This window comes from Niabella sp. ZPM-14, assembly GCF_055693045.2.
In genome coordinates this window covers 1,177,175-1,199,896 of the sequence record NZ_CM181148.1, presented here as the reverse complement: position 1 = coordinate 1,199,896, position 22,722 = coordinate 1,177,175, and the positions used below count along the sequence as shown (strand labels likewise).

General features: G+C 45.5%; 17 protein-coding genes and 1 tRNA gene. 13 read left to right on the top strand and 5 right to left on the bottom strand.

Annotated features, from left to right (window positions below):
• The first annotated feature begins 2 nt into the window (after positions 1–2).
• From ACU37H_RS05090 to ACU37H_RS05065, 6 genes are all read left to right on the top strand, one after another.
• Positions 3–1,907, top strand: coding sequence for a hypothetical protein (locus tag ACU37H_RS05090; protein WP_472703282.1), 1,905 nt, complete (start codon positions 3–5; stop codon positions 1,905–1,907).
• Positions 1,908–2,035: 128 nt separating this feature from the next.
• Positions 2,036–2,638 (top strand): hypothetical protein, encoded by a 603-nt coding sequence (locus tag ACU37H_RS05085; RefSeq protein ID WP_472703281.1) that lies wholly within the window; start codon positions 2,036–2,038, stop codon positions 2,636–2,638.
• A 26-nt stretch (positions 2,639–2,664) separates the two neighbouring features.
• The gene (locus ACU37H_RS05080; protein WP_472703280.1) at positions 2,665–2,961 is read left to right on the top strand and encodes a hypothetical protein; all 297 of its coding nucleotides are present in this window, start codon (positions 2,665–2,667) and stop codon (positions 2,959–2,961) included.
• Between the two features lie 25 nt (positions 2,962–2,986).
• Entirely contained in the window at positions 2,987–3,364 is a 378-nt protein-coding gene (locus ACU37H_RS05075) for a hypothetical protein (RefSeq protein WP_472703279.1), read from the top strand.
• Positions 3,365–3,513: 149 nt separating this feature from the next.
• Positions 3,514–4,728 (top strand): acyltransferase family protein, encoded by a 1,215-nt coding sequence (locus ACU37H_RS05070; protein WP_472703278.1) that lies wholly within the window; start codon positions 3,514–3,516, stop codon positions 4,726–4,728.
• A gap of 88 nt (positions 4,729–4,816) precedes the next feature.
• On the top strand, positions 4,817–5,776 hold the full coding sequence (locus ACU37H_RS05065) for a hypothetical protein (RefSeq protein ID WP_472703277.1): 960 nt from the start codon (positions 4,817–4,819) through the stop codon (positions 5,774–5,776).
• 211 nt (positions 5,777–5,987) lie between these two features.
• Here the strand turns inward: ACU37H_RS05065 and ACU37H_RS05060 are convergent, their stop codons facing one another.
• The 5 genes from ACU37H_RS05060 to ACU37H_RS05040 all read right to left on the bottom strand — a co-directional run bounded on the left by ACU37H_RS05060 (position 5,988) and on the right by ACU37H_RS05040 (position 8,496).
• Positions 5,988–6,449, bottom strand: a complete 462-nt coding sequence (locus ACU37H_RS05060) for a MarR family winged helix-turn-helix transcriptional regulator (protein ID WP_472703276.1) — start codon at positions 6,447–6,449, stop codon at positions 5,988–5,990.
• Complete coding sequence (locus tag ACU37H_RS05055; protein WP_472703275.1) at positions 6,442–6,882, bottom strand: EVE domain-containing protein; 441 nt, start codon at positions 6,880–6,882, stop codon at positions 6,442–6,444. Before ACU37H_RS05055 ends, ACU37H_RS05060 begins: the two co-directional genes overlap by 8 nt.
• Complete coding sequence (locus tag ACU37H_RS05050; RefSeq protein ID WP_472703274.1) at positions 6,879–7,247, bottom strand: VOC family protein; 369 nt, start codon at positions 7,245–7,247, stop codon at positions 6,879–6,881. Before ACU37H_RS05050 ends, ACU37H_RS05055 begins: the two co-directional genes overlap by 4 nt.
• Positions 7,248–7,709: 462 nt before the next feature.
• The gene (locus ACU37H_RS05045; protein WP_472703273.1) at positions 7,710–8,126 is read right to left on the bottom strand and encodes a hypothetical protein; all 417 of its coding nucleotides are present in this window, start codon (positions 8,124–8,126) and stop codon (positions 7,710–7,712) included.
• Positions 8,127–8,412: 286 nt separating this feature from the next.
• Positions 8,413–8,496: transfer RNA gene (locus ACU37H_RS05040), tRNA-Leu, on the bottom strand.
• A gap of 204 nt (positions 8,497–8,700) precedes the next feature.
• On the opposite strand from ACU37H_RS05040, the gene ACU37H_RS05035 reads away from it, so the two are divergent.
• The 7 genes from ACU37H_RS05035 (at position 8,701) to ACU37H_RS05005 (ending at position 22,704) form a co-directional block, all read left to right on the top strand.
• The gene (locus ACU37H_RS05035; RefSeq protein WP_472703272.1) at positions 8,701–10,092 is read left to right on the top strand and encodes an RsmF rRNA methyltransferase first C-terminal domain-containing protein; all 1,392 of its coding nucleotides are present in this window, start codon (positions 8,701–8,703) and stop codon (positions 10,090–10,092) included.
• Positions 10,093–10,504: 412 nt separating this feature from the next.
• Positions 10,505–13,696 (top strand): SusC/RagA family TonB-linked outer membrane protein, encoded by a 3,192-nt coding sequence (locus ACU37H_RS05030; RefSeq protein ID WP_472703271.1) that lies wholly within the window; start codon positions 10,505–10,507, stop codon positions 13,694–13,696.
• A 12-nt stretch (positions 13,697–13,708) separates the two neighbouring features.
• Entirely contained in the window at positions 13,709–15,247 is a 1,539-nt protein-coding gene (locus tag ACU37H_RS05025; protein WP_472703270.1) for a RagB/SusD family nutrient uptake outer membrane protein, read from the top strand.
• 80 nt (positions 15,248–15,327) lie between these two features.
• Positions 15,328–15,960, top strand: coding sequence for a fasciclin domain-containing protein (locus ACU37H_RS05020; protein WP_472703269.1), 633 nt, complete (start codon positions 15,328–15,330; stop codon positions 15,958–15,960).
• A 102-nt stretch (positions 15,961–16,062) separates the two neighbouring features.
• On the top strand, positions 16,063–17,169 hold the full coding sequence (locus ACU37H_RS05015; protein WP_472703268.1) for a hypothetical protein: 1,107 nt from the start codon (positions 16,063–16,065) through the stop codon (positions 17,167–17,169).
• A gap of 905 nt (positions 17,170–18,074) precedes the next feature.
• Entirely contained in the window at positions 18,075–21,044 is a 2,970-nt protein-coding gene (locus tag ACU37H_RS05010; RefSeq protein ID WP_472703267.1) for a SusC/RagA family TonB-linked outer membrane protein, read from the top strand.
• 112 nt (positions 21,045–21,156) lie between these two features.
• Positions 21,157–22,704 carry a RagB/SusD family nutrient uptake outer membrane protein gene (locus ACU37H_RS05005; protein ID WP_472703266.1) on the top strand — a complete coding sequence of 516 codons (1,548 nt, stop codon included), beginning with the start codon at positions 21,157–21,159 and terminating at the stop codon, positions 22,702–22,704.
• Positions 22,705–22,722: the final 18 nt, after the last annotated feature.

The following is a 22,722-nucleotide window of genomic DNA, read 5'->3' as shown; positions in this document are numbered from 1 at the left end:
TTATGAAACACTGGCTCCCGCTGATCACGTTTATATGTTACTTATTGCAGAGCGGCTGCTCTTCGAACAAGACAGGTAAAGAGTCGTCGGGGCCACACGATACGGATGAGCCTGTTGCAGAAGAAAAACATTTCAGGAGAATCAATAACAACCTGGACAATTTCAACATCCGGAGTGCCTGCGAAGACCTTGAGACCTTCCGGATCACCAGGAAGCCTGTTTATTCTATAAGATATTATAAGGTGGAAGAACCAAAGAATAACTCAAAGCCACTTAAAAAAATCGGAGGTAAAGACTTTTATCTGCAGGCATATACGGAGTATCTGAAAGATGGACGCAGGCGCTATAAAGAATATACCTACGATCACATCCGGCGTATAGAAAATTATCATTATGATGACCAATGGCAAAACCTGCTGTTACTCCATCGCATAGAGCCGGATCCCGAAAATGAAAAAAACGAGTACGATGTTTTAAATTATTATCCCAATAAGATCCTTAAGGAAGAAATCGAGTACAGGACCTATAAAGGTACCGATTTCGATCTGGAGGGGTATATTTCCTATGCCTTCGATAAGAACGGAGACACTATTACGATCAGGGTGAATGATATTGGTTACGACAGCATTCCGAATCCTCAGAAAATGTACACCTTTGCCAAAGAAACGCTCACGAAGCGAACACCGCTCTACCAGTCGAAAAAGCAATATCTTCAATGGATCGGATCGGCTTATAAGCCCGTCAAAACGGACGGTCATGTTTTTGATGACCGGCAAGTGAACTACACCTACGATCCAAACGGATTCGTCACCTCTGAAACCTGGATAAAGGCCGGCGCTTTAGAGAATAAAACAGAGTATGAGTATAACGCTGACTACAGCGAAAGGATCGAACAGGATTATCACCGGCTCGGCACAGAAAAGTCTACCCGGCATGTCAGAAAATATAACAAGCAAGGCGATCTCATCTTTGAACAGATGATCGAGTACACGGGGAACGAGCTCGACCCTTCCGTTTTTGAATATGTATACGATGAGAATGACAATTGGACGGAACGGAAAGAATTCAATGTCAGGTTAAAGGAATCCAATAAAAAAGAATTAGTGCAACATGAGATCCGTGAAATCACTTATTTCAACAGCGCTTCAAAAATACGCGACCTGCCATTTCCGCGTCTTTCCGAAAAGATCAAAGACGTAGCAACGACCTTTCCGAAAGTAGCTGAAAAGAAGTTGCAGTCAATCAATGAATTCAATGAAGCTGTCGGGAAAGGGAATTATGATAGCGAAATCACAAAAACCGAAGCAAAAGAAATAAAAGATTTTACACCTAAGTTTTGGAAACTCAAAGCAACGGCAGAAGGTGATCTTGATAACATCCCTGGCGATGAAGCCGTCGCGGTTTTTGAAACGCCTATCGTTATTGACCCCGGCTTTGAACAAATGTTGGCCATCTTTAAAAAGAAAGGTGGCCAATGGACGCTTTGGCATCAAACCACATCGCCGGTCCTCGGCTCCCAAAGCGGAGGTATGATGGGCGACCCGTTTGCTGGGATATCCGTTGCCAACAGAACTATTATTATTGAACATTTCGGCGGCAGCCGGCAAAAGTGGAGTTATAGACACATCTATCGCTATCAAAACAATGATTGGTATCTCATTGGCGCCAGCGTGCACTTTGGAGCGCCTTGCGATGATTTTACTGATTTTGATTATAACTTATCAACCGGGGATGTGGTAGCGGCGTACGAGAAAGAAACTTGTGGAGAAGACGACAAGGACGTCAGGATATCAAAGCAGTGGAATGAGCAATTCAATAAGAAAACTTCGTTGCCTAAAATGGATGCCTTTGTTCCGGGCGACAATAAAATGCAGATTCCCAATCAGCAATACGAAATATATTATTAGAACAAATACATGGGAATAATCGCATGCAGAGCGATCTAAAACTGAAAAGGAATCACATAACAATAGAGGACCGGGTTGTGGCGGCCGTTTTTCATAAAAAATCATTGTCAAATTGTAATAAACAACTTATGTTTTGGCGAAACTTATTATATACAGCCTGTTCATTCTTATTCGTTGTCCTGCTTTCCTGCGGTCAACGCCAAAGCGAGCCGGAAAGCGCATTGCAGCCTGATAGCGACACAGCAGCGAAAGAAAAGAAGATCTTTGTTGATGAAGATAAAGTGCAGCCCGACTATCAGCTGGCGAACGAGGATCTTATCTTCTCGCTTCGAACCAACAATGGCAGGCAACTCACGGTTTGTATGGATAAAGAACAGCCCTATATCGTGTACCGGTATGGAACTGATGATCACTTGGAACTGGAATATCCGGATACAAAAGATTCCAGCAGTTTCTCGAAGTTCGCCTACTCCGGGTGGGAACGACATGGCGGCGTACGCAACGAAGGCATGAACCTCAACTATCTTGCGTTCTCCGTCAATGGATATAAATACGTCGTGTACGATACATATCATGCTGTCGGCGACATAAAGAGAACCGGCGTAAAAGTGATCGATGCGGCAACGGGCAAAACGACCGACATCAAAGGCGGTTATACTAGTATCAAAGGATCGTTGGCTCAGCTAAGATTCGATGAGCGCATTGTAAAGGGTGATGAATTGTATGATTGATATTTATGTAGCAGAAAGATAAACCAATGAAATATATTCTCATAAGAATAGCGCTAATGGCGGCGGCCGTCATCGCTATTTATTACGTCAGCAATTATATTGCCGCAAACGCTGAACCGGAAGTTGGCTACATGGAAGGAGCTATTGCTTTCTTTCGGATGACGCTGGCTGTCGCCATCATCAGCTTAAGTGTTTTTACGTATGAAGCCTACCGGTTTAACAGGCAACATAAAATCAAAGAACGGAATCATAGCCTTGTATTGATGGTTCTGATGGTATTGCTTTTGATTGTATTTGGCGGATATTTTTTCGAATTCGTGTGACTAAACACCGCATCTGTGCAGACCAATGAAATATTTTAAAATCATATCTTATTCTTTCGTCATCAGTAGTGGTGTGGGGATCGCCTTGCTGCTTATAGTCAAAATGGTGCAGCCCCCATCGTTGAAGCCCTGTTTAGATTGCTTTCCCGGACTAGGCTATGCGATCGTCATTGGATTCAACCTGATGATCGCACTGGCAAGCTGTACGATCTTTCTAAACAGGTTCGAAAAAGTCAACAGAAACCCGTTTTACAGTTTCCTTTCTTTTTTCCTGTTGCCTTTTTTGGTATGCGCTTATCTCGCTAGCTTTTATCTTCCAGACTTTCTGCTCTTTTTCGGATACCTGTTGGTGTTGTTATACTTTTTCTTAAAATTCAGAAAAGGGTTGCGCGGCCCAATGTGATAATGTACGCGTAATGCGATGCCTGCACATAGCGTCTGATTGTCACGACCCAAACGGTTCATAAAAAATGAGACTATCTGTCTGAATTTTGAGACTATTTGTGTGCATGCCGATGAGTGGTTTGCCTAAATTTACCGCTTCATTTAGAATTGCAGACAGAACGAGTGCATGAAAACGCGAAGGCCGGTCCGGTGCTGACAGATCGTGACATGTTAGCTCATTTTGCCACAAGCCCTGAGCGCTATATCCTGAAACTGATGAATAATAACAGTCTTCCTACAAAACCACATTATGCCATATTAGATGGATTGCGTGGCGTTGCCGCGATCATTGTCGTGACCTTTCACCTGACGGAGCCTTTAGGAACCGGGCACCTGGATATTTTAGTCAACCACGGATACCTGGCGGTGGACTTCTTCTTCCTTTTATCAGGATATGTGATTGGCTATGCCTACGATGACCGGTGGAATAAAATGACCATTGGCGGCTTTCTGAGGCGCCGTGTCGAGCGACTGCAACCGATGGTCATCCTGGGAATGACGTTAGGTGCTATCGGCTTTTACTTCACTGACTCAGCGATCTGGCCGCTGATTCATACAGTTCCCTTATGGAAGATGTTGCTGGTGCTGCTTATCGGTTATACCATCCTGCCGGTTCCGTTGTCGATGGATATACGGGGTTGGGAAGAAATGCATCCGCTGAATAGTGTGGGCTGGTCCTTGTTCTTTGAATATATTGCCAATATCCTGTATGCGATCGGTATCAGGAAATGCTCGAATAAGGTCCTGGGCGTCTTTGTATTCATTGCAGCCGTCGCACTCGCTCATCTGGCTATCACCAACGGCGATGTCAGTGGTGGCTGGACGCTCAACGCAGAGCAGGTGCGTGTAGGCATCACGCGGACCCTGTATCCGTTTTTCGCTGGCTTGCTGCTTTCAAGAATTGCCAAACCCACCCGTATCCGGCATGCTTTCTTGTGGTGCACCTTGTTGATCATCCTCGTGCTGTATATGCCGCGCATAGGCGGCGCCGAACACCTGTGGATGAACGGCCTTTATGAGTCCGTCTGTATCATCATTATTTTCCCACTGATCGTGTACCTGGGTGCCAGCGGAGTGGTACAAGGTAGAGCAGAGCGGAGTATCTGCAAATTTTTAGGAGACATATCTTATCCACTATACCTCGTGCATTATCCTATCGTTTATTTCTATGTGGCCTGGATCAGTAATAATAAAGGGACGACCATTGCCAATGCATGGCCCTATGCATTGTTGATCCTGATCGGATCCGTTATTTTAGCCTATGCCAGTTTGAAATGGTATGATGAGCCGGTTCGCAAATGGTTGAGAAAAAAGTGGGGATGAGCAAGGGCTTAACTCTGAAAAAAAATCTTAAACGTATGGCGGAGTAATCGGCTGATAAAAACTGTATTTTAGTCAAAACCGGTAACATATGACCTATCGCCATAGCTACATGTTTATTGTAGTCCTGATTTCGCTGTTGTCCTGCAAAAGCCGGACAAGCGCTCCTGTTGCTAATGATGATGCACCTCGTGTTGCCGCTTCCAGAGATACTTTTCAAACGGCGCTTCGACCCGGTGAAGCCATTGAGTTGGGCCAGGTCTACACCGATACCGTTCAATTTATCAGGTTCGATGACAACGGCGACTACTGGCTGTTCTACATCAGTAAGGGCCGGGATACGGTGCCCCTGATCTATGATGGGGAGTACACGTTTGTCAGAGGCGATCAGATAGCGGTGCAGTGGAAAATGGATAGCATCCGTCCGGCCGGTGACCCCGAGATCCTCGACTTTACCGGGAGGGTAGTGGAGGCAAAGCTGCTGAAGCCATTTCAATTACAAGATCGGGAAGTGCCTGTCTTATGGCGCGAGAACCGCTATGACGAAACCCTTGGAACCGCCGTCAATACTATAATCTTCAACGATACTCTTATCCGTCAAATCTCCGAGCCCGAAAAAGCGGCGCTGGCTTATGTAGCCACTTTTGTCGGCAATGAATGCACCTGGGACGGGCCCGCCAATGATGACCGCAGCAATCTCAAGTGCAAAATACTTATGGCCTTAGATCTGGGCTATCAATGCAGTTCCTCGCATCTTAATTTCCTGCGCCAGTGGTTCAGGGAAGATCAGCGGGCATCGCAAGCGTTAGAGGCTTGTCCGACCATTCCCGACGGCGCTACGGTCCAGAGCACCTTTGACCGGGTATCGTTGAAGACAACGGGTAACCAGGTTGCAGTGATCGCTAAGATCTCCGCTGTCAATCTGCGGGAGGGAATGAGCGCTACCTGGACAGAAACCCAGCACTTTACTTTTCGCGGCAATTCCATGGTTTCTGTAAAAAAAGAGAAGTCGGCGGTAGAGCGAAGTACATTTGATGTTAGCGGGGACTGATGTGATGGTGGACGCGGATAGGGGTGTTGGTAAAAGAAATGTAAGGTCTTCGAGGGGCGTTACTGTGAGGGGGGCTGCGCTGTTGTAAGTTCAGAGCCAACAGCAGAATCGGCTTTGCGCCCATGTTCGATAAAGAACTAATCTAAATCATGAAATATGATCTAACTAAATATTGGAGGCACCAATTCCTTCTCCATCCTTGCTGATCGCCTTACTCATCTGTGTTTTCTCCGATCAGTTTAACCATACTTCTGTTAAAGGTATTTAATTGGCTGCCCAGCACCGAAAAGAAAGCAATATCGGTATTTTCAACCGCAGTCAACGCATCCTGCAACACGTTTGCTCCTTCAGCAGTCAGTTGAATCACTTTAGCTCTTGTATCAGTCGGATGCGACTTCCTGCGGATAAACTTTTTTTCTTCTAAAGTTCTCAATACTTTGGATACCATCATCCTGTCTGCATTGCCCTGATTAGCGATGTCTACCTGAGTGACATTTTCGTTTTCCTGTGATAACCATCCCAATGCTGCCAAAAGCACAAACTGAGTATGTGTCAGATTTAATGGGTCTAAAACTTTTTTTTGTTTCCGTTGCCATAACATTGTCAAATGACCTAACAGATAACCCGGACTTTCATGGGGCGTTTTGAACTTGAATTCGATTTTCTTAGCCATCTTGTTTGTCTAGCATTTGTGTTGAAATTAAATCAAAATCATGCTGGTTGATTTCAAAAGATCCGAAACGAAACGGGTAACCCCATCGTTGCTTGTCACCTATAAAGTCCAAATCTTTTATTAAAGGTAAAATGGAAACATCTCTGTGTTTGAAAAAGTCGATATTTCTTCTGAATGGACAAAAGTCCGGTGTCATTTGAAAGGGATATACGATTTCGTCCCTTACCTTTCCGATGGCAGTAAACTCCTGGCATTTGGAAGCGCCGCCCATAGTCTGCTTGCCCGAATAGTAAATCACAAAATCATCTTTTTGCATTCTCTTCAAAGGCACAGCTTTACCGTGACAGGCCTGGGCAATTCCCTCTGTAATCCCTGTCCTGACATGATCTTTCGAAGCAACCAATATCCAATATTTAGGCTGTCTTTCCTTCATCGGTTGCCGGTTTGTAAGAATGTCAGCGTATAACCATCTGGGTCTTTCACTGTCAACGACTTTCCGAAAGGGGTATGATTGATATCTCCGATCAGGGTAACATCCTTATCTTTTAAATCATTTTGTAAATCCTCGATCTTACTGTCAATGGCAAACCAGATTGAAACGCCAATACCACAATCTTTGTCTTCAACATCTCCGATGGGCTTCCGTATGGCAAAGCTGGCTTCGCCTTCGCTGTATTTAAAAACACAGGCTTCAGGACTGGGTATTCCGGCTAATTCAAAACCTAATTTTTGTGTATAGAAGTTTTTCGAAACCTCCAGATCTCTTACCTGTAGCGAAGCAAATGCTAATTTTCTCATTATTTCAAAATTTTGTTGTCAAAAATATAATATATACGACAACAATATCAAAACTTTTCAGGTATATTCTGCGGATTCAACGGCGGCTTCTTTGCACAACGATGAGTGTATCGCTACGATTACCTGTTTTTTAATGGTGGGATCAATACAGTGGCTATTCGCTGCAGCTGAAGCAGGATGTTCTCCTCTAAATATCAATCATCAACGCTGAACCGACACCACCAAAACGTTCTTTTGCATGTTGCTGGTTGTGTTTATCTTATTAGCTGCCCGTAACACAGGCAAGTATTCCAAACATGTCCGGGATAGGCTGTATATCACCGACAGTACTTAGCATTTAATGTATGGAGATGACACGTTGGAACAGTAGGATCCTTTTGCTATGTTGCTATTTTCTTCATCCCAATACAGTGGTAGTAGTATGCCCAACGCGTTCAGGAAGTGCATAGGCTTAAAAGCAGTTTACCGTAATTTTGTTTTCTTCAACATTTCTTCGATAAAATCAGAAGAGGTCTCAAAGCGAAAAGTATCAAACTTTTGATCCTTCAGAGTAAAGCTTAGTGCTTTTTCTCCTTTATTAGCAAACAAAACTTTAAACACGATGACTTTATTCGGATCAGTGGTATCTATTCCCAGATATTCATAATTTTTTATCTCACCATATGTCTCATACACGGACTTTCCTCCATCGGGTTTAATCGATTTCCAAAAACAATTTCCAACTTCGTTCGGTTTGGAAGGAAATAACGAACATATATTGTCCGTAGCCCTATCATTATAGTAATTGGCAAAGCGTGTCATAACAGCTTTATAATCTTTTTTGGTTTGAGCTAAAGAAAAAAGAGGTAATGCTACTAAAAGAAGAATAATGTATCTCATATGGTATTTTTATTAAATATACAAAGTAAACGGAATATGTCCCAACGCCGTCTAAAATATATGCTACAAGCGCTATCGGCGGGGCAGATTTCCGTGTCAACGTTTTTTTGTATGGGTCGAGCTTTATCTAATAGGTGGGCACTCTGTGTTGTTCAACAGGCCATTCAATAGAATAACCTCATGGTTAACCTTGTTTTAGTAAGTTCTTTCAATTTTGCGGCAAAAGTTTGTTTGCAAACAAAAAAGACCCACGCTAAGTGAGTCTTTTATGAAATTGATCTTCAAGTGCCCAGAACAGGAATCGAACCTGCACTCCATTGCTGAAACCAGATTTTGAGTCTAGCGCGTCTACCAATTCCGCCATCTGGGCTTTTTGCGTAAGCGGCTGCAATATTACGGAAATTATTGTGAATATCAACGAGCGTCCTATAATTTATTCGGCCCGGCTGGACACAGGGAAAAGGTAGCGGCGACTTCGCTAACGTTAACCTTAATCATTTGATTTCAGAACGGCGCGTGGCGTGTTTCGGGTCCTTGAAAGTCCAGATCATCGTTCTCAACGACCGGTTTAGATATGCTTCCTTATTTTTGCCCGGTGCAATTACCTCTGGCTTTATTGGAATCCCTCAAGGGTGTCGCAGGCTTTGATCAGGAAGCTTTTACGGACGTGCATCAGTCCGGCAAACAGCTGACCTCGATCCGGACAAACCCACTCAAAACTACAGATGACGCCCTGGCCGGCCATTTTAAGGAAAAGTGGTCTGAACCGGTTCCCTGGTCGCGGTATGGACATTACTTGTCGGAGCGGCCTTCCTTTACCTTTGATCCCCTGTTTCATGCGGGATGCTACTACGTGCAGGAAGCCAGTAGCATGTTTGTCGAACAGGCCCTGATCCAAACAGCAGACCTCTCCCGTCCGTTAAAAGTGTTGGATCTTTGTGCCGCGCCCGGCGGCAAGTCTACGCACCTGCAATCTCTGCTGTCACCAGACAGCTTGTTGGTCAGCAATGAAGTGATCCGCCAGCGGGTTAATATTTTGCGGGACAATATCATCAAATGGGGCGGCTCCAATGTGGTGGTTACCCATAATGACCCCAAAGATTTCGCGAGTCTCCCGGACTATTTTGATGTGATTGTTGTGGATGCGCCTTGTAGTGGCAGTGGATTATTCAGAAAGGATGAGCATGCCGTCGCAGAGTGGAGCGAGAACAATGTATCTCTCTGCAGCCAGCGCCAGCAGCGGATCCTGGCCGATATACTTCCGTCACTCAAAGAGGGTGGCATCCTGATCTATTCCACTTGTTCCTATTCGAAAGAAGAGGACGAAGATATTGCGCAATGGCTGACCAACGAATTTCAACTGTCCGGTATTCAACTGGCTGTTCAGCCGGATTGGAATATTGCTGAAGTTCAAACGGCCGCTGATGCTTATGGCTACCGGTTTTGGCCCCATCTCACCAACGGCGAAGGATTTTTCCTGGCTGCATTCCGTAAAAATGGCGAAACTACAGCCTCCGCAAAAAAACATCGTGTTACCACCAGTGCGGTTACAAAAAAATGGTCGCCGGTGGTGGAGCCCTATGTCAATATCGATGCATTCGAATTGATCCAGGTGCAGGATAAGCTCTATGCCTGGCCCTCATCGTTGTTTCAAGACTATGATATATTACTGCAACATCTGCGTGTGATTTACTCCGGTGTTTTGTTGGGAGAATTAGCCCATCAGAAATTCAATCCGGCTCATGCTTTAGCTATGAATGGAATCGTGTCCCGGGACGTGTTAACTGCTGACCTTTCACTGGAAGATGCGATCGCCTACCTGCAGAAAAACCCTTTATCCATCGACGTTTCAGGCCGCGGCTGGCAATTGGCCACCTATCAACACATACCGTTGGGCTGGATGAATGTGTTGCCCAACCGCATCAATAATTACTACCCCAAAGAGCTTCGGATACTGAAGCGATAATTTTTAAAAAATAGCGCAATTTCCATCCTATTGATAACCTGTTTATTAGCCTGATAGTGAAATTTGCGCATACGGTTGCGCAGCAATTTGTTAAATATTTTTTTAGTTTTGGGCTCTGATTACATAAAAACTAACAGGGCTGCTAACGTTAATTTAGTTGCTAAGATTCGCAAAATTCTGTGGTTTGATGTAAAGAAGAAGAGAACTAGCCCTCTGATCTTTAAATCAAAAATTATGAACGTAATGGGGATATTGCGATGGGTGACTGCTGTTCAGAGAGATGCTTTAAGCCTTCTTGCTCGTGAACTTTTCTGAAATCGCTGACGCGACAAATAGCTTCTTTTATGCACTCGACTTCGAGTTCAGAAGTTAATTTATTCAACACCGATATCCCTATTTAACAATTAGTATTATGACCAAACCATTATTGCTGTTTTTACTTACGTTTTGTTTGCAAGGCCTGCTCAAGGCTCAGACACTATCCGTAACCGGAGTCATTAACGATGCGCAAACAGGGAAGCCTATTGGCGCTGCAAACATCGTAGTCAAAGGGACAGAGAAAGGCTACACTTCCAAGACAGACGGTTCTTACCAAGTGGCCGTACAGAAGGGGCAAACGCTTGTATTCTCTTTCGTAGGATATGAGTCTCAGGAAATCACCGTCACCGGTCAGCAAAAGATCGATGTGTCGCTGATACCAAGCATTTCAGAGCTCGACGAATTAGTGATAGTCGGGTACCAATCCGTGTTCAAAAAAGAAGTAACGGGAGCGGTTAACAGTATAAAAGCTGAAGACCTGGAGGCAATACCGGTTACCAATGTGGCGTCTTTACTGGGCTCGCTGGGTACAGGTATTCAAACGGTTAATATCAGTGGTGCTGCCGGTGCCAGGGGCGCGCTGGTAGTGAGGGGTAACACCGCGATATCCGGAGGGCTTGATGGCAATGAACGGTTCACTGCCTTTAGCACACCGTTGTACGTTGTAGATGGCGTGCAAACTTCGCTTGAAGACCTGGCAGGATATGGCGTGTCCAACACAGACTACCTGGCTTCTTTAAATCCTAACGACATAGAGAGCATTGATATTTTGAAAGATGCCTCGGCCGCCGCGATCTACGGATCCCGCGGAGCTAATGGTGTTATCATTATCAAAACCAAACGGGGCAAGGCCCTGGCCAAGCCCGAATTTGACTTTTCTGCCAGCATAGGTATTCAGCCGAAACCTAACCTGATTCCCATGCTGGTGGGCGCAGCGGAACGCCGTGCAAAAATGGCTATGCTGGAACAATGGTGGAACTATGATAACAGGCTATCCGGGGATGTTCCAATTTTGCTTACAGACAGCCTGAATCCTGCGTTCAACAACAATGTAGACTACCAGGGACTTTTTTATCAGCAGGGTTTCTCACAACGATACAACCTGGGTATGAGGGGCGGCAGTGATGAGGCCAACTATCGTTTATCATTTGGCTATAATGATGACAAGGGAGTGGTAAAAGCTACCGGGTTTACGCGATACACTTTGAATGGCCATATCAATAATAAAGTAGGAGAAAGATTTACAAACCAGTTTCTGCTAAACGCTTCCTTTACGGAAAACAAAACCGGACAGGGCAACCCCGGAGGAGGCCTCTTTAATCTCGACAACAATCTGCCTGTTAATCCTAATTCATTAAACTCTTCCCTGTTTTATTTAACGGAAGCAAAGAAGCAGTCTCTACAAGGGGAATTGTCAGAGAAGCTAAACACGGATGAACAGCTTAAGGTTACCTTCTCCAATTTTGCACAATTCAAAATCCTGGAAGGGCTTAAGATCAATTCTCAGCTTACCTTTCAATACGATTTAAACAAAAAGAACTTCTACGAACCTTCCTCCATCAGGTCGACCGGAGATGGTCTTGCGGCATATTCTTTATACACCCGTAAGAACCAGGCGTCTGATTTGTATTTAGATTATTTCAAGTCCTTCGGTAACCATGAGATTACGGCTATCGCCGGTAATCGTGTTGATTACAACAAATACGAAGACATGCTGATCGCTGCACAGGGCTTCGGTAGTGATGCGATACAGGTCATCAACAGCAGGTATGAGAAAGGTAATATCGGCGGCTCAACCGATATCAGTGAAAATGCTTTGCTGTCTTATTATGGTCGCCTGAATTATCAATTTAAGAAAAGATACCTTTTTAGCGCCAACTTCAGCACTGACGGATCTTCCAGGTTTGGTGAGGATGTGCGATGGGCCAAGTTTGGGTCTGCGGCAGTTGGTTGGATCCTTTCAGACGAGCCCTTTATGAAATCGCTGGCAGGCGATTGGCTCGATTTTGCGAAGCTGCGGGCAAGCTGGGGAATCAATGGTAAGCAGTTTAGCGAAAACTACCTTCGCTTCGGGGCGTATAGCCTCGGAGAAGGCGGCCTGCCGAACGGGTACCCTACCAGTCAAATGAGCGTATCTTCTTATGGCGGCGTTAACGGAGTAGTGCCTAACTACAATTCGATCGGGAACGATAAGTTGTCCTGGGAGCAGTCCAGCCAATGGGATATCGGCTTTGATATCGCGGTGCTGAAGCAGCGGCTGAATATCACTTTTGACGCTTATCACAAAAGCACCGACAAGTTGTTTTTTGATATTGCCTTTCCTTCTTACTCGGGTTACAATGCTGCCCAGGCGAATATAGCAGGCATACTCAACTATGGTTGGGAAGGGCGTATTAGCTACGACGTTTTTCCCAGAACGAACGATTGGAAACTAAACCTGACCGCGGGTTTGGCTAACAATGAAAATTTCGTAACAAAGCTTCCCAATGGTAATCGCGATTACGTTACAGGTAGTTATGGCTTTACAGTGGGCCGACCGCTCAACCTGTACAGACTGTTTATTAACGACTATATCATAGACGATCTTGGACAGCTACCGATCAACCCATACACGGGAGAACCTTTAAAAGGTAAATCTGCCTGGGCCGCGATCCGACCCGGATTGCCTATCTGGAAAGATATCAACGGCGATTATCTCCTCGATGAATCGGGCGATCTGATAGCCGCGCTGGATTACTCTCCGATTCCTGATATACAAGGAAGCTTCAATATCGATCTGCGTTACAAGGGCGTGTACCTGCAGGCCTACAGCCAGTTTTCCTTTGGTGCGGATATAAAAAATACGGTGCTCAATAGCTACCTGGATAAGTATGACAGGGGAGGAGATGATTGGGCTACCAGCGGCCTCGCGGATTTGAGCGCTTACACTTTCTGGCAACAACCCGGAGATGGCGCTGCCGGCGTACGTTTTCCAGCCTTATTCCCTTCGGGCGGTGGTTCAAGCCCCTTCTATGCTTTCAGAGGAGCACAATCATTATGGATTGAAAGCGGGGATTATTGGAGAGTTACCAATGCTTCTGTTGGCTATATGTTCGACAAAAACTCCTTTATTAAAAATCTCGGTTTCAATAAGCTGAGGGTCTATTTCTCCGTGTTAAATCCTTATCAGTGGCAAAGGTCTAAAGCCGTTGTCGACGCGTCTATGGTAGATGCAAAAGGTTACACACTCGGCAATGGTTATCCGCAAGCCAAATCTTATTTCTTTGGTATAGACGCCAGATTCTAAAAAATGAATAACATGAAAAAAGTACTGAAACTAAAAATATGCGCCTTGATGGTGGGAGTATTGAGCTTTTACAGTTGTAATCGCATACTCGATCAGGAGCCGATCACCATCACTCATCCTAATGTTTACTGGACGTCTCAAAGCAATGCCGAGGGTGCCTTGTCTGGTTCTTATGCCTTGTTGAAAGAGGCGCTGATGACTCAGGCCAGCTTCCTGATCTGGGGCGACTTTCCGGCCATGACGTTTATGGACAGTGATTTTTGGATCATCGATTATATTGAAAACAATGGCAACTTCGATCTGCCTTATCGCGGCGAAACGGCCGAGTGGAAATTATTTTACCGGGCGGCCAACTGGGCTTTCACCATAGAAAAATATGTTAGTGAAATGCCTGACGAGCTGTTCTCCACGCCACAGGCGAAAAAAAGGATATTAGGCGAAGCCGCTTTTGTACGCGCTCTTTCTTATTTCTATATGGCGCGCATCTGGGGAGAAGTGCCTATTGTTCATGAATCGATCGAAACGTCTGATCAATTAATTACCCAGGACGGCTTCATCGTCGAGATTGCCCGTTCCAAAGAACAAGATGTGTTGAAATATATTATGGAGGCTACCGATAAAGCGATCGGCCTTTTGGAGTATTCCTCTCCCGGCGCACAACGGTGGGCCATCTTTGCCAATAAAGCCAGTGCCGAAGCGCTGAAAGCGCATGTAGCGTTGTGGTATGCCAGCAGAGATGCTAACAACACCGCGTTGATGCAACAGTGCGTGGCCGCAGCCACTTCGGTGATCAACAACAGCAATGCCAGCCTCGTGGACTATGTAGCTGAAGGCCAGGAAGGTTTCGAAAGTATGGTGAAAGGAGCGTCCAAGACGGGTCTTTTCGAGATCAATATCAGTACCGATGACAACGAATCTTATATTGTAAGCAGAAACAACGGAACGATATCAGGTTTGACGCTGAACCAACCAGTTGTTAATGCCGAGAATAATGATGGCCCCGACGGCAACCCTGATTTTTATGGGTTCATATTCATGCGGGAGCCGGAGCGCGAAAAAGATATAAGAAAAGAAATCTTTTTTAATGACTTCGCCGGTGCGGGCAACCGTACCTTTCCACTGAAGTATGCGTTGAGCTCTGACGATCCTGACTCTGATGACCCACATAGTGTTTTCTCCGAAACCAATATCCTGATCTTCAGGTTGGCCGATATCTATCTGCTCCGCGCGGAAGCCTATACAAAGCTGGGCGATTTTCAAAAAGCAATCGCTGATCTTAATTTGATCCGTAGCAAAGCAGGTGTTCCCAACTACACCGGAGCAGCGGATCGTGCCGGTCTTATTGAAGCGATCTTCAATGAAAGAGCTATTGAGCTGGTAGCTGAAGGGCACTCGGCATTTGACAGGATCCGGATGGACTATTTCGAGGGTGTTCCCTGGATGAATAGTGAAAGAAAAAGAAAAAAGGGTTATTTCTGGCCCGTTTCGCCTGGTATTATCAGCAGAAATCCGGCGATCGTGCAAACCGAGTACTGGCAAGGGCGCTTATAACCTGAATAGAATCATTCGTCCGTAGGGAAGGATCATGCCGACTATTTCAGCGGACTAAAATTTCAATAAAACATTAAACGATGAAACGATACATATCAATAATACTGGTAGCGTTGTCCATAATATCATGTGCGAAAAATGATTACCTCGTAGACGGGGGCGTGAGCAACCCGGAAGTAGGTTCAGATACTTTCACCTTCTTGCAATCTCATCCACACCTCGACACGTTAGCCTTGTTGATTGAGAAAGCCGGGCTTGTTGATGAAGTGAACGCCGGAAACACACTGTTTGCGCCGAATAATCTATCGATCAGAAAGTATGTTGATCTTATTTTAGCTGAAAAGCGAAAAGCTGATCCCGAGGCGGTGTTCACTGTAAATGATATCCCTGTAGACACTTTAAAAAAGTATATGGGCAGCTATATTTTTCCCGGGAAAATTACCCGCGCCGATATGACTGCTCCAGGTAGTATTACTACCGCGCTCAACGGAGAGCAATGGCGCATCTCGCTCGAACCGAATAAGAAATACGACAGTAAGCTTAGTTCCTTACCGGAATTTGTATACCTCACTTACAAGAGAGGAAATGAGTGGGACGATTGGGGAGATACGAAAGATGACCTTAAGCTCCTGGTGACGACGTCCAACTTATTGTCTACAAACGGAGTGATACATGTGTTAGGTGGCGGCCATGTCTTGTTCAGGTATCAATAAAAAAAGTCACCGGCAAGTGAACATTATATAAATGAGATCATGCTGTTCTATTCAGGTGATCCATCTGAATAGTTTTAGATCAAAAACTAAAATAACTAGAGAATGAAAAAAGAAATATACCAGCTTTTGCTGTTATCGCTTCTGGTAATAGTTTCCTGCAGGCGACCAGAGATCGGGTATCTGAGTGATAATATCCATTCAGTGCAAGATACCATTACCGTGAACAGAGGGGCGTTTAGCGTCTCCGCTCGTCCCGCCGTGGAAGGCTCTACGGCACCGCTTCGCTGGGAGATTGTCGGTTTTACCGACCTGGAAGGTAATCCTGATAATGAACTTCTTCAAAAACACGAAATCCGCGTCTGGAAAGAAGCGTTTAACGGCGACACCGATACTACTTTAGCACTCGCTGAAAAAAAGCTGGAGTTGTCCAATGAGCCTTCTATACTGATCAATGAGGTGAGCGGAGAGTTTGCGTTTACGCAGGCAACCAAATTTGTCAAAGGCGATGCGTTTAAGGTGGATCTGCGGGTCTCCAACGTAAAAGGTGAGAAAATTTTAAAGGACTATGCTATCATCAAACTGGCGCCTTTCAAGCCGGTAGAGTTCCCGGTTGAAATGAGGTCCAGGTTGTATTTGAAGTCAGACAAAGGCATCACAACCGCCTATACCGACATTATCTCCGGACCTGATGACGAAGACATACCTGCGGTACTTAACGGAACGCATCCTTATTTCTCGATACAAAAAATAAGTGAGGAGCCTAAGCTCTCTGTTAAGGTGAACATGCTGATCCAGGATAGCTATGGCAAATCGGTAGGAACTAACAAAATTACTTTTTATCCCAGCGGATCTACCTATTTGCAAAATTATCATGACAACTCCGTAGAGACGATAAAAGGTGAAAAGCAAACCTCATTTTTCCTTCCTGCGCCACCGTTTCCTCAATATGGGCGGTCTTATAGCGGAAACAGTTCTTACCTGATGTATTACCTCACCAGGGAAGATGCGTTTGTGGTTGACAGGGAGGCGTACGAGGCCAATTTCGGACCTAAAACCAGGGAACAGTGGGACGCGTTCTGGGCGCCTTTCAAAGATCCGAACACCGGCGAGATCAGGAACTACGGGTATATACGCTGGGGTATAAAAATTAATGATACCGGTACATGGGAACTGAAAATGAGAATTCCCTACACGAAGGTTAAGCAGTAATGCGGATGGTAGTATCGCATTTTTGCTCCGCCGAACGGGCATGGGCGCTATCTTTTGTTTGATCTATAAACCTAATCTCTGCTGAGACGCTAACCAAAGCAATTATTCGTTACCTGAAGTAAATATGTACACAGGAGTCAGGTAACCCGCCTACAATCGCCGGTTACTTCCAGCAAAAATATATTGATGATTCCGCGCTTCTATCTAACAGATGAAGCGCGGTTTTTTTTATGCCCCTTCCATGTTGTTGAGCGACGAGGCTATCTTTTTCAATTACCGTGCGTGTGTAATGCGCGCAAAAAGATACATAAATCTTAAGAGCGATAGCTGACCGATGAATGAGCCTTATTACCGGGTTTAGAAAACCCGTTCCTGGTTTGCCTATATTCTTGTAGTTAGTGGTGTTGATTGGAAGCTGATCTGTTTACGAATGGATATTTGCAATTAATAAGCGATCTGTGCGTGACCTGTTGAAACACAGTGTTGACAGGCGTTTCAGCGATTCTTTCAGCGTTTGATTAACAGAAGGTGTTGGTTTTTCACTGTTGCCCTTGTTGCCTGTATTCAATGAGATGAGCCTGCAAAAAGCGATACGAAATTTTGGAAATATATTTTAACAATTAACTTCAATTGCCCGCATATTTTAACAAACATCTTTATCGAATTGTGAAATTTGCGCATACGGTTGCGCACCGGATTACCAAAAAAACCTCTCTACATTTACAGTGCTCGAGAAAAATGACAAGACCTATTTCAAAGGTTTACAACGTTTGAAATGGTCGCCGAGATTGGCCCCGAAGAACTTAGCCCGATTAAACTCAGAGCCCCATTACAAGTAAACTGTTAAAGATAATTGGCTTTAATGATTTAACAATTGCCTACAAAGAAACTAAAATTTTAACTTGATGAGACTAGTCATTGACTTCAGTTCGTTGCGGATTTTTATTTTTCAAATGTTGCTGTTGGCCCTCCCTGTTACCCTTCTGGCTCAGGATGTGGATACCAGTGACACAGGTACAGAAGACACATTGCTGACAGCGGCCACTAACGGGGTGAAGCTGCTGACGATTGCGGATCGGTTTAAAGGGGCTGCCATCAATGAAGTGCCTGCGCAATACGTGCTGCAACAACCCTTCATCTCTGTCCAGCAAATGTTGAAGGGTAACGCGGCCGGTGTGTATGTTCAGGAATCTTCAGGCGAGCCGGGTACGGAACAGCAGATCTTCATCCGGGGTATTGGCGCGCCGCTGTTGAGCAAGAGAGAGCTTTTCGACCAGCAACCCGTCATATTTGTGAATGGTATTCCGCTGGCCCAGGATAATCCTTTCGCTTATGAGATTCAGAAATTCGATTTTAACCGTATCGGTCCCGCAACAAACTTGCTGGCCGCTTATAACCAGGATAATATCGAATCTATTGAAGTGATCAAAGACCCGCTGACATTGGCTTCGCTGGGATCTATGGCAGCTAATGGTGCCATCTGGATCACAACCAAAAACGCCAGGTCCGGGTTCAGGGAAATCAGCATCAACTCTTATTTTGGCTATGCGGCCAAACCCGATGTATATGCGACCAATGCAGCTTTTGAAGATAACTTCAGACAACCGTTTTACAACCGGTACGGAACTATTAACGACCGGCTCAACTACCCGCCTTATCTTAGAGACTCTACCAACTCAGATTATTACGGACCAGCTAACTGGACGGATCTGTATTACCAATATGCGCCAACATATAATATCGATGCGAGTATCAGCGGTGGATCAGAGCGCGCCAATTTCCGCTTCTTCACCGGCTTGACGCAGAATGCCAACTCGGCGGATGCTACCTCCTTTACGAGGTATAACGGATCGTTCTATATCAATGTGGCACCGGTTAAATGGCTGATGGTATCCAGTATGATCGGGTATACCCGGCAGCAGCGCGACAGGAACCGGAATGTGAGGGACCGCCTGGCCGAACAGCGCTATATCCCGGACCTGACCAACCCGCTCACGCCAAATAAAGAATTATATGGCAGCTACCTGAGAGAATTCGATGAAGATTATGCGACAGGATCCATTGATGACAATGTCAACAATTTGATCCAGGGGTACCTGGCGATCAGTGCTAATCCTTTTAAGAGGCTGAATTATACCGGTCGCATCGGGTTTGACTATAATGAAGGCATTCGTGATGTGTTCTGGCCCAGAGCGTTGCTGGAGGGGAACAATTTTGTTTCCAACTACTTTGGCTATAACCAGCGGTTAGTGATCACCAACAGTTTGTCTTACGACTGGGATCTAGGTCTCAATAGTAACCTGAGCATCAGAGGTGGTCAGAACTTCGTATCTGATGTCTATAAATATGACTATGCATACGCCAACAACACGCCCAACGACTTTGTGAAAATAAATGTGGTGAACGGAGATCCCAATAGTTCAGAATACCTGACACCCCGCGGTTTCCTGGTGAATTATTTCCCCGGAAAAATGCAATCCCGTTTGCTTTCCTTCTTCGGAAACGCGGTGTATAGCTATAATGGCGTATTAAAACTAAGCGCCATTGTCAGCCGTGAAGGTTCTTCCAACATGCAGGCCGATAACCGCTGGTTTACCAACTATTCTGCAGGAGCTGAATATGATTTTCAACATTTGATTGCCGAGGCTAACACTGTAAGTGCGCTTTCTGTAAATGCTTCTTACGCACGCATCGGAAAATTACTGAGTGACGACCGTTTCAATGCGGGCCCCTCTTATCGTGTGGATCTTGGGTTTACAGACGAGCCCACCATGGGATCCTATTCGGGCATCGGCGGTTTATCCAGACCTTACTCGTCCGGTTGGGTGGGCTATGGAATTCCCTGGGCTTATACTGATCAATTAAATATCGGCTTTCGCATTGGCCTGCTCGAAGATCGCCTGAAATTCGGCATTGACGGCTACCGGAAAGCGGACAAAGACATGTTGCTTCCCGTGCCCGTAGCTGCGGAGTGGGGCTACAACGGCGCTTACAAAAGCGGGCTGGCCGTGAACAATACCGGCATCGATTTTTCCTTTGCTGCGCAGATCCTGCCGCAACAAAGGCAACGGCTGGGCTGGTTGTTTACCGGTAACCTGAACTATAATCAAAACAAATTGGCAGCGTTGCCCGAAGGACTGGACCATGTGGAGATCGGCAGTACCAAATTGGAAGTGGGAAAGCCAGTCGATGCATTCTGGGTGCTCAGGAACAATGGAATATATAATACTGATGCGGAAGTGCCCGCGAACCCTGCTACTAATAGCCCCATCACCTACAAAGGCGTAGCGTTAAAAGCCGGCGATCCAAGATGGGAAGATATCAACGGCGATTACGTAATCAACGATGACGACAAGGTATTACAAGGAAATTATATGCCTAAGTTGCTGGGTGGATTTGGAAGCAGCCTGACTTACGAGAGCTTCTCATTAGACTTCCAGTTTCACTTTGCTTTGAAGAGAAATGCTTTAAACCAATATGCTTCTTCCCGGCTCGACTTCATTAACACGGAGGTAAATAATAATATCAACTCGGTTAAAGAAATCACTTTCTGGGAAAGAAAACAGGATCTCTCCGGATACCCGGTGTATAACCCCTGGAGCCCGGTGGTTCCTTACAGGCTGGATCAGGACTTATTCCTGGACAATGCTTCTTATCTCAAGCTGCGCTCTGTGTCTGTTGCTTATGACCTCAGCCAGGGCGGGACCAGAACGGCTTTCAGGAAATTCGTGATATATGCTACCGGTACCAACTTATTAACGATATCTCCATTTAAAGGAGATGACCCCGAACTGGTAAATTACAACGGTGTGTACAATGGTTATGGCTTGCCCAACCCGCCATCCCTGATCCTGGGCGTGAGAATGAACTTTTAACAGCATGCTCCGACGATACGATCCGTATCAGACAACAAGAGCGTGTAAGACATGCGGTTTACAATTCGACAACATACAGGTCACCATCAGTGACCCCTAAAAAAATAGAGGAATGAAAAAATATTGTTACAATCTGCGCCTGGCTTTTATCGCGGTCGTTGCCATAGCTTTTTCAAGCGCGTGCAATAAACAATTAGATGTGGCTTCCACCCGTCAGGCTTCGGAAGAAGGGCATTGGACCACCTTCGAAGATGCGCGGGCCGGACTGTCTGGCATGTACGGTCTTTTCCGTGCAGCCTTGGCTGATAACAACGCCTATTGGATCCTTGGCGAGTTGCGCGGAGGAGATTTCCAGGCCGTTAGCCGCCCGGATTTGAAAGCCGTTATTGACGGAAACCTGAATGCTTCTTTCCCTCTGATCAGTGAAGTGACCAACTGGCGCAGGTTTTACTCTGTTATCAATGCCTGCAATCTTTTTATCGAAAGAGCGGATGGCTGTCTGGCTGATCCACGTTACACACAATCCTATTATAAGCTGGATGTAGCGCAGGCCCGGGCGCTGAGGGCTTTTGCATATTACATGCTGGTAAGGACCTGGGGCGATGTGCCTTTGATCACAGCTACAGGAGAAGGTGATTTTGTCAATACACCTCGCACCGATAAAAACGCGGTCTTGGGCTTTGCCAAAAACGAATTACTTGATGTAGCCAATCGCTTACCGTACCAGTATTCTACCGTGGATGCCGACCTGGTATATCCTCCCAATTATTATGGCAAAGCGGCTGCCGATTGGAAAAATACTTTGCTCGGAAGATTATCGGCCTATGCGATACTGGCTCATATTGCAGCGCTTCAGGGCGATTACATCAATGTGGCCGTCTATAGCCAGTTTGTTTTAGATAATGCTACGAGGGCCAATTTGACTACCGTTAGTACAGCGGAGCTGGTAGGAGAACTGTTCTTATTCAGTACTTCAGATGTGAGCTGGAATCAAATGATCGGGTTCAATTTTATTTATGAACGCGGTGAATCTTCTACTTCCGGCCACATCGAACAGTTAACGCTCGCCAATACCACCGCATTCCCCATGTCGAAACAGTCTCCGGACATATATGTAAACAAAGACAGCATTGCAGCGCTTTTCCCCAGGTCTAACGGCAATGACCAGCGGTTTGGTTTTAACCCTTTGAATGGCTTGCCTACGGAAGCCTATTTCGAGAATTTTTCATCTGCCATTCCGGTGTTCAAAAAGATAAGAGTAGTAAATGGCGGGGGCGGTGACGGAACCTTTGCTAAGTATAATTCCTCCATCATTTTTACCAGGTTGGAAGAGCTCACCCTTTTAAATGCTGAAGCGCTGGCTGTATTGGGCAGGGGAGAAGAGGCCATTCAGAAGTTAAATGCTATGCGGTCCAACCGCGGTATATCCGGATTGAATTATACCCCCGACCTAGATCTGATCACAGAGATTTTTGCGGAGAGAAGGAGAGAGTTGCTGGGTGAAGGCTGGAGATGGTACGACCTTGTCCGGTTCAATAAATTGAAAAGAACCAATGCCGCCTTCAACCAGTTGATAGATCAGGGAGGCATTTACTGGCCGATCGCACAAGACGTGCTCAACAGAAACCCCAATCTTCAGCAAAACAGTTATTGGAAATAGTTAGCTAAAGTCATTAAC

Excerpts from the sequence above, each read along its gene's own strand:
- ACU37H_RS05090 (WP_472703282.1), top strand. The coding sequence starts at position 3 with ATGAAACACTGGCTCCCGCTGATCACGTTTATATGTTACTTATTGCAG.
- ACU37H_RS05085 (WP_472703281.1), top strand. The coding sequence starts at position 2,036 with ATGTTTTGGCGAAACTTATTATATACAGCCTGTTCATTCTTATTCGTT.
- ACU37H_RS05080 (WP_472703280.1), top strand. The coding sequence starts at position 2,665 with ATGAAATATATTCTCATAAGAATAGCGCTAATGGCGGCGGCCGTCATC.
- ACU37H_RS05075 (WP_472703279.1), top strand. The coding sequence starts at position 2,987 with ATGAAATATTTTAAAATCATATCTTATTCTTTCGTCATCAGTAGTGGT.
- ACU37H_RS05065 (WP_472703277.1), top strand. The coding sequence starts at position 4,817 with ATGACCTATCGCCATAGCTACATGTTTATTGTAGTCCTGATTTCGCTG.
- ACU37H_RS05060 (WP_472703276.1), bottom strand. The coding sequence starts at position 6,449 with ATGGCTAAGAAAATCGAATTCAAGTTCAAAACGCCCCATGAAAGTCCG.
- ACU37H_RS05055 (WP_472703275.1), bottom strand. The coding sequence starts at position 6,882 with ATGAAGGAAAGACAGCCTAAATATTGGATATTGGTTGCTTCGAAAGAT.
- ACU37H_RS05050 (WP_472703274.1), bottom strand. The coding sequence starts at position 7,247 with ATGAGAAAATTAGCATTTGCTTCGCTACAGGTAAGAGATCTGGAGGTT.
- ACU37H_RS05045 (WP_472703273.1), bottom strand. The coding sequence starts at position 8,126 with ATGAGATACATTATTCTTCTTTTAGTAGCATTACCTCTTTTTTCTTTA.
- ACU37H_RS05035 (WP_472703272.1), top strand. The coding sequence starts at position 8,701 with ATGCTTCCTTATTTTTGCCCGGTGCAATTACCTCTGGCTTTATTGGAA.
- ACU37H_RS05030 (WP_472703271.1), top strand. The coding sequence starts at position 10,505 with ATGACCAAACCATTATTGCTGTTTTTACTTACGTTTTGTTTGCAAGGC.
- ACU37H_RS05025 (WP_472703270.1), top strand. The coding sequence starts at position 13,709 with ATGAAAAAAGTACTGAAACTAAAAATATGCGCCTTGATGGTGGGAGTA.
- ACU37H_RS05020 (WP_472703269.1), top strand. The coding sequence starts at position 15,328 with ATGAAACGATACATATCAATAATACTGGTAGCGTTGTCCATAATATCA.
- ACU37H_RS05015 (WP_472703268.1), top strand. The coding sequence starts at position 16,063 with ATGAAAAAAGAAATATACCAGCTTTTGCTGTTATCGCTTCTGGTAATA.
- ACU37H_RS05010 (WP_472703267.1), top strand. The coding sequence starts at position 18,075 with ATGAGACTAGTCATTGACTTCAGTTCGTTGCGGATTTTTATTTTTCAA.
- ACU37H_RS05005 (WP_472703266.1), top strand. The coding sequence starts at position 21,157 with ATGAAAAAATATTGTTACAATCTGCGCCTGGCTTTTATCGCGGTCGTT.